At 31.9% G+C, this 14,114-nt stretch carries 11 protein-coding genes; all 11 read right to left on the reverse strand.

Annotation, left to right across the window (positions count from 1 at the left end):
- Positions 1 to 26 precede the first annotated feature (26 nt).
- The 11 genes from rfbH to AB4Z45_RS06745 all read right to left on the reverse strand — a co-directional run bounded on the left by rfbH (position 27) and on the right by AB4Z45_RS06745 (position 14,049).
- Complete coding sequence (gene rfbH / locus AB4Z45_RS06695; protein ID WP_441908411.1) at positions 27 to 1,574, reverse strand: lipopolysaccharide biosynthesis protein RfbH; 1,548 nt, start codon at positions 1,572 to 1,574, stop codon at positions 27 to 29.
- A gap of 2 nt (positions 1,575 to 1,576) precedes the next feature.
- Positions 1,577 to 1,966, reverse strand: a complete 390-nt coding sequence (locus AB4Z45_RS06700; RefSeq protein ID WP_441908412.1) for a GtrA family protein — start codon at positions 1,964 to 1,966, stop codon at positions 1,577 to 1,579.
- Between the two features lie 62 nt (positions 1,967 to 2,028).
- Positions 2,029 to 3,540, reverse strand: coding sequence for a hypothetical protein (locus tag AB4Z45_RS06705; RefSeq protein WP_441908413.1), 1,512 nt, complete (start codon positions 3,538 to 3,540; stop codon positions 2,029 to 2,031).
- Between the two features lie 193 nt (positions 3,541 to 3,733).
- Positions 3,734 to 6,250, reverse strand: a complete 2,517-nt coding sequence (locus tag AB4Z45_RS06710; RefSeq protein WP_441908414.1) for a glycosyltransferase — start codon at positions 6,248 to 6,250, stop codon at positions 3,734 to 3,736.
- Positions 6,234 to 7,622: an FkbM family methyltransferase gene (locus tag AB4Z45_RS06715; RefSeq protein ID WP_441908415.1), complete on the reverse strand. Its 1,389-nt coding sequence runs from the start codon at positions 7,620 to 7,622 to the stop codon at positions 6,234 to 6,236. The genes AB4Z45_RS06710 and AB4Z45_RS06715 overlap by 17 nt, the downstream gene beginning before the upstream one ends.
- A gap of 38 nt (positions 7,623 to 7,660) precedes the next feature.
- Positions 7,661 to 8,932: an ABC transporter ATP-binding protein gene (locus AB4Z45_RS06720; RefSeq protein ID WP_441908416.1), complete on the reverse strand. Its 1,272-nt coding sequence runs from the start codon at positions 8,930 to 8,932 to the stop codon at positions 7,661 to 7,663.
- Position 8,933: 1 nt separating this feature from the next.
- On the reverse strand, positions 8,934 to 9,710 hold the full coding sequence (locus AB4Z45_RS06725) for an ABC transporter permease (RefSeq protein ID WP_441908417.1): 777 nt from the start codon (positions 9,708 to 9,710) through the stop codon (positions 8,934 to 8,936).
- A 30-nt stretch (positions 9,711 to 9,740) separates the two neighbouring features.
- Positions 9,741 to 10,679: a GDP-mannose 4,6-dehydratase gene (locus AB4Z45_RS06730; RefSeq protein WP_441908418.1), complete on the reverse strand. Its 939-nt coding sequence runs from the start codon at positions 10,677 to 10,679 to the stop codon at positions 9,741 to 9,743.
- 11 nt (positions 10,680 to 10,690) lie between these two features.
- The gene (gmd, locus tag AB4Z45_RS06735; protein ID WP_441908419.1) at positions 10,691 to 11,665 is read right to left on the reverse strand and encodes a GDP-mannose 4,6-dehydratase; all 975 of its coding nucleotides are present in this window, start codon (positions 11,663 to 11,665) and stop codon (positions 10,691 to 10,693) included.
- 25 nt (positions 11,666 to 11,690) lie between these two features.
- Positions 11,691 to 12,767, reverse strand: a complete 1,077-nt coding sequence (locus AB4Z45_RS06740; RefSeq protein ID WP_441908420.1) for a mannose-1-phosphate guanylyltransferase — start codon at positions 12,765 to 12,767, stop codon at positions 11,691 to 11,693.
- A 1-nt stretch (position 12,768) separates the two neighbouring features.
- A complete protein-coding gene (locus AB4Z45_RS06745) occupies positions 12,769 to 14,049 on the reverse strand; it encodes a glycosyltransferase (RefSeq protein WP_441908421.1) in 1,281 nt (426 codons plus the stop codon).
- Positions 14,050 to 14,114 lie beyond the last annotated feature (65 nt).

Genomic DNA, 14,114 nt, shown 5'->3' on the forward strand with positions numbered 1-14,114 from the left:
AAAATAATTAATGTTTAAGATATTTATTATTTTTCAGTAACGAAAGCATGAATTTTCTCAATTACATAATCAATCATCTCATCTGTTAAACCAGGATAAACACCAACTAAGAAAGTGTCAGCCAAAATTTTATCTGTATTTGTTAAATCACCATGAATCCGGTAATTCACCCCATCAAATGCAGGTTGTCTCGTTAAGTTCCCAGCAAACAACATTCTAGTTTGTATTTTATTCGCTTCTAAATAATTAACGATCTCATTTTTAGTAAAATGAACATTATCTTTTAATGTTAGTATAAATCCAAACCAACTCGGATCGGCATTTTCTGTAGCCTTCGGAAGAATAAAATATTGTTCCAAGTATTGTAATCCTGCAAGAAGACGATTGAAATTTTTAATCCGTGCTTCAGTAAAGGAAGGTACTTTCTTAAGTTGTTCTACCCCAACTGCAGCTTGCATTTCAGTAACACGCAAATTATAACCAATGTGAGAATATGTATATTTATGGTCGTAACCTTCAGGTAATGTACCTAGTTGCCAACCAAATCTCTTTTTACAAGTATCATCGCAACCAGAAGGACACCAACAGTCCCTTCCCCAATCTCTAAAGGACTCTATTATCATTTTTAATTTTGCATCATTTGTGTAAACCGCTCCGCCTTCGCCCATTGTCATGTGATGAGGCGGATAAAAACTAGAAGTAGCTATATGACCAAACGTTCCTGTGAGTTTGCCATTGTATTTTGAACCTAGAGCGTCACAATTATCTTCAATAACCCATAAGTTATATTTTTTTGCGACTTCCATAACCTTATCTAATTGAAAAGGATTTCCCATCGTATGTGCAATCATAATTGCTTTTGTCTTAGGAGTAATAGCTTCTTCAATTCTATCTGCCATAATATTATATGTACCTAAATCAACATCAATAAATACGGGAATAGCACCATTTTGCACGATTGGCGTTACGGTAGTTGGAAATCCTGCAGCCACTGTTATGACCTCATCGCCAGGCATAATTCTTCTGTCACCAAGCTTTGGCGATGTGAGTGTTGAAAATGCAAGTAAGTTTGCTGATGACCCGGAATTGGTTAAAAGTGCATAACGAACCCCTATAAATGCAGCAAATTCCTTTTCAAATTGCTTATTATATCTACCCGCTGTCAACCAAAAATCCAATGAGGAATCAACTAGGCTTTTCATTTCAAGTTCATTATAAACACGACCACCGTAATTTAATGGCGATTTTTCAGGTTCAAATTGTTGCTTCTTTTCATGAAACAAATGATAGAACTGGCCAACTTTTGATAATATTTCTAGACGCATTACTTTTTCAAATACAGCAGTGGGCAATTCTTCAATTATGGTAAGTTCTTCTTTCATATAAATACTTTGATTCCTTACATCACAAAGGTATAACTCTTGATATTTTTCACTAAATATCTTAATTTCGTATTTCTCATCATTCAATATTGCATCACTTAATTCAATTACATAATATTTATCATTCACAAAATTTATAGTAACAGCTTTCTTTCCTTCTTTCGTATGCACAAGACTTCCGTTAAATATCACTTCTATTCACTCTCCATTATTTTTACTTTAAAACTCCAATATTTTTGACCAACGAAGCTAATCGCTGTTGTAATAACCATTGAGAATAACTGTGATATGACAGGATTTTGTTTGAAAATCTCAACCAATAAAACCAATAACGCAGAATTGATTATAAAGGTTAATAGATAAGTTAAGCCAAACTTTAATACCATACTGAATGAATGATAGCGGATATTAAAAGTCCAACTTTTATTCCATAGATAACTATTAGTGACGCCAATAATATGAGATATTACCAATGAAACCAAATAATTAAAATGAAAAACCTCTAAAGAAAGATAAAATACAGAAAAACCAACAATAGTGTTTAATATTCCCACAACAATAAACTTCATAGTTTGATTCATCATAAATTTTCTTTCGAATCCTCTCCCTATACTATGAATAATTTCATTAAAATACCAATCTTATTTTATTTTTTTGATAATTTTATTGTAATATCCTCTTTCCAATAAAGAATATTTAGATTATTTACTTTATAAACTTCATCAGGTTTTCCAAATGTAGAGGTGGCTGTCTCCAAATTAATATTTCCCCAATTTGTATCATCAAAGATGAGGAAATGCGACTCTTCATCATACCAAGTAGACTTCGATAACCAATTATAAGGAGTCATACTTTCATTAAAAATAACAGGCCTTACCTTTACATCTCCCTTACTTTCCATTGTTATAATAGAGGAGTGCCAATATGCCCCATAGCCGTTTTTAGCGCCGATGTCAGACAAAAGATCTGCTACCTCTATATAAACAGAATTATTTTTAGAAAAATCAATCTTTTGCAATGAAAACAAAGAATAACAAATCATTATACTTAGCACAATTTTACTTAGCCCATTCCTTAGGAGCCTACTAGGAATATACATTCCCACATACAATGCAATATATATATAACTTGGAACTAAATATCTTGTCGTCCATATATCGACAGGCATGTTGCTCAAAAAGTATTCTAGTGTATTAATAGCAATTGCACACAAGAGAAACATCTCAAATGTTGTATATTCAGTAACCTTGAATTGTCTTATACTTTTAAATATTATCCACCCCACAAAAAACAGAACAGATAAACTTATCATAAGAATAAACGTTGAAATAGGGGATACAAATTCCCCAAAAAAGTTTGCTTGGTACAATTCTAAATATCCTTGAACTAATAAAGAAATATTCTTTTTTATTTCTGTTATTTCTAAAAATCTAACATGCCCAATTGAAGGTATATTAAAGTTAATGGCAATTAAAACTAGTTTTGAAGAAATATATGCTGCAACTATCGTTACAAATGAATATAATTCACTTCGATTAACTATGAGTTTGTATAAACAAACTAGGCAAAATGGCAATACAAAAAACCAAGTTGCAAAAGGATCAGCAATTAACGTTAATGTTACCAAAAAATACAATAATCCATATTTCAAATACGCATTTTTAGCACTTTCCCAAATAAACAATGCAGTTATTATATATAATAATGAACTAACATGTAATGGGCCTGTAAAAATCATACTTGATAAAAAAAAGCTTGGAACACCAATTAGTGTAAAAGTATAAAAGGCACTCAGATAAGAAATCCCTTTTTGTCGTTTCAAACTAAAGAGAACACATACTGCTACTAGCAATGTGTAAAATAAGGCGGAAACAATATAAATTACATTCGATGAGAATCCAAACAATTTTATAGCTATTGCATAAAATAAGAGATCAGTTGTTATATATGCCCCTGTAGACAAAAACCAATCTCTCAGTAATATATTTCCATTTGCTATTTCCTGAGCCTGTAATAAAATTGAGGCAGCATCAGAATTCATATTCATTTTCAATGCTATTCCGTAATAATATATAAACAGAATAATAGTAAATAGTAATAACCCTATCCACTTATATCCTAAATGTATATTTTTCTTTTTAATAATATTTTTGTACATTTTAAGCTAATATCCTCCTTATAAAACTTTATATAACATTAATATGAGTATTTTAATTTCACTCAGATACTTAGGGTGTTTGAATTAATACACTTTTTAATTCTATAGCCTCGAGTATACGGAGTTAACATTCCTAAATGAAAGAGTAATCACCTTAATAGTAGAATAGCTTCCAATGCAAATTGAACTATTTTCACTTTAGAAGAGCTAATGTGTCTGATAATTTATATATTTCTTTTTCATCAATATTAGCCCCAAGGTTACTTCTAATATACTCAACGACTTTATGTAGCATAATTTCAGTTATAACAGATGGCTGGGCATCATTTATAAATTCTTTATACCTTTCTGCTATCATTTTAATGTCTAATTCATTAACCGCATATGCTCTAGCATTAGTTCCTATTGATAGTATTAATTCAGGGTTGTAAACCAACTCTTTTAACTTTTCAGTAATCATTTCAATCTCATCTAACTCTGTAAGCATTTCAGGTGATTTTAACTTTACACAACATTCATCTGGAACTTCAGAAAAACTACCCAAATCATTTACTATTGAACACTTACCTTTAGAAAGTATTCTCATAAGACTACCAGAAGTCTCACCATTATATGGGTACCTTAAATTCAAGCAAATATCAGTAATATCAATATAATCTTCAAATTCATCTAAATTTGTATAACCTGTGATATTCACCTTATTTGAAAGATTATTGTCTTGAATATATCGTTCTACCTCATTTTTAATACTCGGAGAAGGTTTCCCAACTAAATACAGTATAGTTTGATCATTAAACTCTGAAATATTCTTGTATGCTTTCAAAATTGGTAAAATACGTTTGGTTTCATGTATATGTCCAAATGCTGAAATAACAATTTTATTCTCATCAATTGATAACCTTCTACGAATATCATCAGTATTATCAATATCTTTGATACGAGCATAGTGCGGTATTTTTTTAACATTCCTCTTTATATCTTTTTGTAATAATAGTTTTTTTGCATAATCACTATGTACGATGATTTTATTTGCATAGTTTGTTACTGCACCGTTGCATGGAAATTCAAACTCTTTTAAAGAAATATTTCCAGAAACAAGCTCACTAATATAATCATCTACTATTTTCCTATCAAAATCTTCATATAAGAATTGTTTATATTGTTCGATACCACTATTTTTTGAAGCTAAAAAGTGCAATATTCCATGTAAATTATAATCGTGTAATACAACTGTTCCTGGATATTGTTTTAGATAATCTATCATGAAAATATGATATTCACTATTCCCCACTTGATAAATTATATCATCATACTGATTACTTCTTTCTTTAAAATAACTGTGTTCATATACCGAAACATCTTCTGGTAGTCCACCATCATGTAAATAGTTTGTATCGATAAAAACATCTATAATAAAATAATTGGAGAGTTCACATATTATATCTACACTATAATCTGATATACCAGACTTCACAGGTGGTAGTGGTGTGAAGAATGCAATTTTTTTCTTTTCTCCTGTCTTTGTCTTCTCACTTTTTAAAGTTTTAAAAACATCCAACGTACTTTGAGAAACCTTGTCCCAAGTGAATTTTTTAATTCTTTCATATCCCATTTTTTTCAAATGTTCTAAATCAGTATTTTCTAATATTTCTATTAAGCCTCTAGTAATATCCTTTACTTTAAAAGGGTCTACTAGAACAGCTGCCCCTATAGCTATTTCTCCTAGACTTGAGTTGTTTGATGTCAGTACTGGAGTACCACAAGCCATTGCTTCAACTACAGGTAAACCGAATCCTTCGTATTGCGAAGGAAATGCCACAATATGAGCAAGATTATAAAGTTGGATGAGATGTTCTAAAGGGATAAAATTAGTTAGTATTACTCTATCTCTAATATTGTGTTTAGCCGCGATATCATAATAACGCTCTTCTGATGCCTTGCTTAGCTTACAAGCAACAACAAGTTGATATTGAATAATTAAATGATTTGGCATTTTTGAAAATGCGACTATCAAATCACCTATATTTTTACGATCATCATCCCCACCAGTGCACATAATGAATTGATCTTTAATATCATATTTCCCCATCAATTCACTAGCACTCTCAGAAGGTATTTCAATACTCGTATAACATTCATCCGTACCAGCATATATAACACTAATTTTATTAGAATCAATATTTAAATGTTTAATGACATCGTCTTTTGCACTTTGTGATATGGCTAATAAGTTATCCATCTTTTGAATATTATTTATTTGTGACATGTATTCATCATGCATACCTTTGTTGTTTAGATACTTTTCTTTATATATATAAGGTATGATGTCATATAAAGTTGCTACTGTCTTAACTCCATCAAACCAATCCATATCATAGGAAATACTTCCATCAAATATTGATGTAAAATAAAATACCTCTATATCATATGTGCTAATAAACTTCTTAACTACTCCACCTAAAATATCTTTAAATTGCTCACGTTTCCCTAAAAAACCATCATCGCCTAAATAGATATAAATCTCTGTAACGTTATTGGAATAATTTAGTATTTCCTTTAAATTTGTATCCTCATAGAAGTTCAAAAGGAAATAATTATTAACCTTATCTAAATCAAACATTTTTTTTAATTGACTTGTACTATAATTACCTATTCCTCTGTTCTTTGAGCCAGGTCCTAAAATAGCTAAAACATCAATTGCTATATTCATTTTGATTTTCCCTTTCTCTAAGAAATCTTCCATCTATGAAGATTGAGTTGATTCCTGTAAATGCATACTCATCATAGCCTTTGCTTTCTAAGAAATCTTTTATATCCGTTTTTTTTGTTTTGTAATTTAGTTTAATATCATAACTGATCATTTCTGTTACTATTATTAAAGGTCGCTTTTCTTTATAATCTATAGATTCCAATATCTCCATATCCTTACCTTCAATGTCTATTGATAATATTGTAGGGGCCTTACCAAGATATTTCTCTACAATTGTTGAATATGAAATAGTTTCAACAACTTTTTTATCTATAATTTTTAAATCAGGATTTTTCTCACAGAATGACGTAGCCGCTTCAAAATCAGGAGTACTCATTCCATCCCCATTTAGAATATAAAATTCAATATTTTTATCAGTCTCTATATCCACACATTTATTTAATATAATATCTCTATGTCGATAAAAGCTTAATTCAGGTATGAGGTTAGAATTAGCTTCAACTAAAATTCCTTTAGCACCTTTGCTATAAAAATAATAAGTATTGCTTAATTCTTTGGCATGGTTTGCACCTAAATCAATATAATCAACGGATTCAACAGGAATTCCTAACACATGAATAATATAAGCTAGAATACTATCTTCACCCGATTGTGAATGAGTTTTTTTATCAAAGAATAGATCATTACTTTTCTTAAACAAATCGATCTCATCCAGTTTTTCAAATATACTTCTAGTATTCTCACTTAATTGTTCTTGTACTTTTTGTTTCTTTTCAAGAAATCTTACTTCTTCTGTTAATTTAATAATTAGGGAAGTTTGTTCTTCTTGTCTTTGCATTAACTGAGCTACTACATCGCTGTGTTGCTTTTGCTTCTGCACTAAATGAGCTACTGCATCATGCTCTTTATCGTGCTTCTCAATTAGCTGAGCAACTATATTGTCAAAGTGTTCATGTTTTTTCATTGTCTTCTCTTGATTCTCTTCATAACTTCCCTCTATCTTATTTGTCTTTAACGTAAGCTCACTTACTATTTCAGTCATTCTACCTATTGCAGGTGTAACCGCACTATTAAACTTCGTCTGTTGAAATGCAATCGGTTCCACATACCACTTAAGTAGCTTCCTTACAACTTTCTTAGCAAAAATAATTAGTGGACCAATAACTTTTCTATGAGAATGCAAATATCTATAAGCATAGTTTTCTCGTGTTTGAAGCATACTATTTATATAGCCTCGAATTTCTAATAGGAACAGATTCGTATCAAGAGATGTTTCTTGGTGTTTTTCTATCTGTTGTTCATTAATATTCAAACCTTTTAATAATTTTTCAAATATGATCTCTTGTTCGATATTTCGAAATAACTTTTTCAATTGGAAACACCTCATTTTCACATTTAACAATCTTTGAATTAATTCACTTCCCAGTTATGATTTATAGAAAAAAGTCCAACTGCTTTATCATTTGACACAACTGAAAAGTCCATGTAAAATTTGATGAAATCTAACGCTATATGATTATCATCAACAATAGCAACATTGAGCTTGTAGTTACCTGTTAGTAAATTAAAATCATGTATATAAAATTTAACTGTTCCATTTTGATTTAAAGATTGAATCTTTAATTTATCGAGTTGAGTATTGTTTCCATATACGAGTACTTTATCTGATGTATAAATTCCCACACCAAATATATATTCTTTCTGTGGTTTTATAATTTTATAGTCGATTTCAATAGTTATTAATTCACCGGCGGCAACGATATTCGTGTTTTCTCTCAATTGGTTTAATATTCTTGCCTCTGTAATAATAACTTCCTTCGATCCCCATCTAGTCTCATCTGTGAAACTCGAAACATCATTATCATCTTGAGACGACTCAACTTTAGTAGCTGAATCGTTAGATTCTGATTCTTTACGGTACTCTTCTTGCCGTTGATTAATATATTGTTTATTCATACGTTGCGTATAAAGATTTACTACTCTATCTGCTTCACCATGTTCTATAACACAACCTTCATTTAACCAATAAACTCTATCGCAAATTTTTTCAATTGTTCCTAAATCATGTGTAACAATAACAATTGTTGCTCCATCTCTTTTAAATCCTTCTATTTTTTCATAACATTTCTTTTGGAAATTAGCATCTCCTACAGAAAGTATTTCGTCGATTAACAGTATTTCCGGTTCCACATTTATAGCAACTGAAAATGCTAGTCGCATGTACATACCTGACGAATAGGTTCTTACAGGGTTTTCAATAAACTCTCCTAATTCAGAAAACTCAATAATTTCATCGATTTTTTCGTTAATCTCTTTTCTCGATAAACCAAATATTGAAGCATTAATATATATATTTTCTCTTCCTGTAAAATCCGGATGAAAACCTGCTCCTAGTTCGATAAGACTTGATATTCTTCCATTAACTTTGATTTCCCCACTATCCGGGTATAGTATTTTTGTAATAAGTTTAAGTAAAGTGCTTTTCCCACAACCATTGTGTCCAATTAATCCAATAGTTTCGCCTCTTTGAATGTCCAGGCTCACATCGTTCAGAGCATAGAAATTGCTATACTCATTACTTCTTAACTTTAATATTTTTTCTTTTATTGTTAGTGGCTTATCACGATATATTTTAAAGGCTTTGCTCACATTTTTTATAGATATTACAGTCTGATTATCCATATTACAGGTCCTCCGCAAAGGTTTTTTCACTTGCCTTAAAAACAAGAAGCCCTATTATTATTAATACTATTCCAACTATAAGTGCATATAATAATGAACTCCAATCAGGTTGTTTACCATCTAATAGAATATTTCTAAATGAATTTATGATAGGCACCATCGGGTTCAATTCTATTATATTAGCGACTTTATCGGGAAAAATAGTAATTGGAAATACAATAGGTGTTAAATAAAACCAAACAAATGTTATAACACCAACTATATGTTCTAAGTCTCTAAATTTAACATAAAGTGCTGATAAATTTATTGCTAATCCCAATATAAATATTATCTCAATCAGTAAAACGACAGGAAGCCATAAGACATTAAACGTCAAATGAACACCTGTCACCAAAAGAGCTGCAAATACAATAATCAAACCGTAAATGTAGTTCATTAAATTTGTACATACAACTGACAATGGAAGTATTAATCTCGGAAAAAAAACCTTCTTTACTAAACTTCCACCGCTAACAATACTAACTGTAGAGACCTGAACAGACGTAACAAAAAAAATCCAAGGTAACAATGCAACAAATAAGAACATTGGGTAATTCTCTTGTTCAATACGTAATAAATATGGGAATACAATTGAATATACAATTAGTTGTAGTAATGGATTAACAAATGTCCATAAAAACCCAAGAAATGATCCTTTATATCGTGAACGCAAATCTCTTCTTACAATACTAAACAGCATCTGTCTAAAGTCGTAAATTTCTTTAAAGTTATTCAACATAATCTTTCAATGCCACCGTTCTATAAAATCTTATGTTTGTTTCTTTTTCCAATATTGATAGATATCATAGAGGCTAGTTTCTAATTGAATTCTTGGTATCCAACCTGTTTCTTTTGTTATTTTTTGGTTAGATCCGTAGTATTCTGGAACATCGTTTGGTCTTAACTTCTTCTCGTCAATGATTATTTCAATAAACTTAGAGGACATATTAACTAATTGATCAAGAATAGCTCTGATTGAAGTACAAGCTCCAGAGCAAACATTATATATTTGCCCTGAGACTCCTTTCTCAAATAATAAGCGATATGCTTCTACTATGTCCCTTACATCAGTGAAGTCACGTTTGCTACTAAGATCTCCAACATATAGTATTGGATCTGCTTTACCCAGTTCTATATCAACCACTTGTTTTGCAAAGTCACTGGTAACAAAGCCGAGCATTTGGCCCGGCCCTATATGATTAAATGCTCTTGCATGTATGATCTTTAGACCAAAATGTTCACTATAATAATGCGCTAATGTACTAACAGAATACTTCGAAAGGCCATATGGGTTTATTGGGTTTGCAGATGTTTCTTCAGTAATTGGCAATAGAGATACCATTCCATATTCTTCTGAGGAACCAATAGAAACAACCTTAACAGTATCTATTAAAGATGAATGTTTAATTGCCTCAAACAAACCAATTGTATCCATTAAATTAGATTGAAAGGTTTCCTCAACACGATCCCAAGAATATCTAACTGAACTTTGCCCCGATAGATGAAATATAACATCAGGCTTGATATCCTCTAATGTTCGCCGAAGTTTTTCATGATCAGAAAAATCTATTTCAATAATATGTAAGCCTTCAATTGAAATTGTCGATTCCTTTCTGGTGCCGCCCCATACTATATACCCATTAGCTAATAAATTCAATGCTAGATAATACCCTACGAAACCACTCACTCCTGTAATTAAAGCTCTCATAGATACACTCCTTAAATACGATTAGCGAGAGAAATCTTTTTCATATCACTATCAACCATCATCTTCACTAATTGATCAAATGAAACTTCCAATTTCCAGCCCAGCTGTTGTTTTGCTTTTGTGCAATCCCCTAGTAATAAATCAACCTCTGCTGGACGTACGAATCTAGGATCAATAACAACATAATCTCTCCAATTAAGATCAGCATGACTAAAAGCGATTTCTACAAGCTCTTCTACCGTATGAGTTTCACCTGTAGATATTACGAAATCATCCGGTTTATCTTGTTGCAGCATCAGCCACATAGCCTTAACGTAATCACCTGCGAAGCCCCAGTCCCGTTTCGAATCGAGATTTCCCATCCGAAGTTCTGTTTGTAACCCCAGTTTAATTCGCGCTACGGCATCTGTTACTTTTCTAGTTACAAACTCGACGCCGCGACGAGGAGATTCATGATTAAACAAAATCCCTGAACAAGCAAACATATCAAAACTTTCTCTATAATTTACAGTTATCCAGTGCCCATAGACTTTAGCAACGCCATAAGGACTGCGCGGGTAAAAAGGTGTCGTTTCAACTTGAGGTGTTTCTACAACTTTACCAAACATCTCACTGCTGGATGCTTGATAAAATCTAGCTTCAGGCTTAGTCAATCGTACAGCCTCAAGCATATTTGTTACTCCAATTCCTGTAACTTGTCCTGTTAAAACAGGTTGATCCCAAGACGTGCCAACAAACGATTGTGCTGCTAGGTTATATACCTCATCCGGATTAGAAATTCGAACGGCATTTATAAGTGAACCTTGATCAAGCAAATCCCCATCTATAAACTCAATTTCATTTTTTATATGTTCAATATTCTCTAGAATTGGAACACTCGTTCTTCTACGTAGTCCATATACTTTGTATCCCTTTTCTAGTAATAGCTCTGCCAAATAAGATCCATCTTGTCCAGTAATACCTGTAATTAGTGCATTTTTAGTCATTGTGATTCATTCTCCTTATATATGTTTATAGATATTGTTCCAGCTTTTGCATCCTTAATTCCTTAAGCAGCAGCTTTACTTCCTGCGCTTTATCTTTAGTACAAATTAAGGTTACATCTTCTGTATCAACAATAATTAAATCCTCGATTCCTAAGGTTGCTATTAACTTACCATTGCTTTCTATAATGCAACGTTTAGTATCTATATTTAATATATTTCCTTTAATCACATTTCCATCTTCATCCAAATCATCAATTCTTTCTAGCGCTGTCCAACTGCCAACATCATCCCAACCAAATAAGCATGGAATCACGAATATGTCGTCCGCCTTTTCCATAATGCCGTAATCTATCGATTGATCTGGCATTTTGACGAATTCCATTGCAATTATATCATTTTGATTTGTTTTTCCAAAAGCATACTTCATCGTTTCTAAAATATCGTGCATTTCAGGCATAAGCTCTTTTATGTATTTTCTAATCACTGTTGTTTTCCATACAAAAATACCGCTATTCCAATAGAAATTCCCAGCCTCTAAATATACTTGGGCTGTTTCTAAGTTAGGTTTTTCTACAAATTTATTAACTTTAAAAACACTAACTCCGTTTAATGGATTATCCATACCGGTGCTTTCTATGTAACCATAACCCGTTTCTGGATAGGTTGGTTCAATACCCAAAGTTACTAGGTTCCCATTTTCATTTGCAACTTCTACAGCCGTCTTGAGAATTTCGATAAATCCCTTATCATTCTGAATAATGTGATCAGAAGGCATAACAATCATCGTGCTATCAGGATAACGATCTTCAATAATCAAAGAAGCAAGCCCAATACAAGGAGCTGTATTTCTGCCTACTGGTTCAATAATGATATTTTCGTGAGGTAGATGAGGTATTTGTGCTTTCAATAGCTCTGCATAAAGCTCATTGGTAACAATAAAAATCTTGTCTATAGAAATTAGTAGTTCCAATCTCTCTATTGATTGTTGAATCATAGACTTATTGCCTGATATGTTTAAAAATTGCTTCGGCAGGTTAGTTCGACTCTTTGGCCAAAAACGCTCGCCTTTGCCCCCTGCCATAATTACACAAGTAATTGTCATATTAACCTCCATTATTCCATTTCATTATGTATTCCAAGCGTTTCGTCATGAGTTGTCCTACTTGCTCTGGCGAAAAATCTGTTTTTATCGTATGCTCGCCTTCTTTAGCAATCTCATCACGATAATCTGGTTCATTAACTAGTTTCTTCATATAATAACTCGCATGATCAACGTCTGGCTCTGCCCAATACTGATACGCTTCATATGGCCCAAAAGTGCTGCCAAGCTTTACTAGTTCATATTTCACTGGACATGAGTTACTATCATTCATAAAATCTGTATTAGATGACCAATTCGTTCCAATGACTGGTTTTCTCAGAAACATAGCTTCTGCTAAACCAAGACCAAAACCTTCACTTCGATGAAGGGATATGAAACTATCTGATACATTGATTAATGCATTTATATCATTTCTTGATAGTACCTCTTTTATTAAGTAAATATTTGTATAGTCATCGATTAATTTTTCTAATAACTTCATTTCATTAGATTCAGCATTACTAATGTTCACTTTAACAATTAGTCCCACATTAATATCATCCTTACCAAAAGCTCTTTTAAAAGCTTCGATTGACGCTTGTGGATTTTTACGTTCCTGATAGCTTTTTACATCATACATGGTTAAAAATAAAAATGTATCTTCAGGAAGATTATAATAACTTCTGTTTCTGTATTGTTCTATTTTCACTTCAATACTGTGGGGAATACGAATAACGGGAACTGGACTTTTAATTGAAATCGCTTCTGCAACAAATGTAGAAGGTGCCCAAACTTCATCTACTAGGCCAAAACTTTCTGTCCATTGATCAGGGAAATCAGGTAATTCCCAGTGCCAATAACCAATATTGTATTTATTATTGAATATTCGATTCCCATAGTGAGCATAAATTTCCATCATTTGCTCAGCATTAATATGAAATACGTTTATATCATATTTGGGATCTTCAATTTCCTTATGTACCCAAGATGTATCTGACATCCTGGCGCTATTAGTTCCTTTGAAATTTATAATTCCAAACTCCAAATTACCTGCTGTCAGTGATTTAGCCGCGATTCTGCATGATTCTCCAATTCCCATTTCTGCTCTAGCATATCCAATTAAATTAATTCCCTTTTTTCCAATGTGAATTTTTATAGATTTATTCTTTTGCTCAATTGGAAAAGCTGATTTTAATAATGCTTTCTTTACTTGCCTCATAATATGCGCAGGTACAATTATTCCAGCAACTTTTTTAGTTGGCACTGCCATTTTATATAATATTTTTGAAATTAACCTTTTCATAAAGACACCACCGCAAATTTCATTAACATCTTTGTAATCTCATAATGCATATTTGTATTCCCATC

Source organism: Paenibacillus sp. MCAF9 (genome assembly GCF_052114265.1).
In the GTDB taxonomy this organism is placed as follows: Bacteria; Bacillota; Bacilli; order Paenibacillales; family Paenibacillaceae; genus Pristimantibacillus.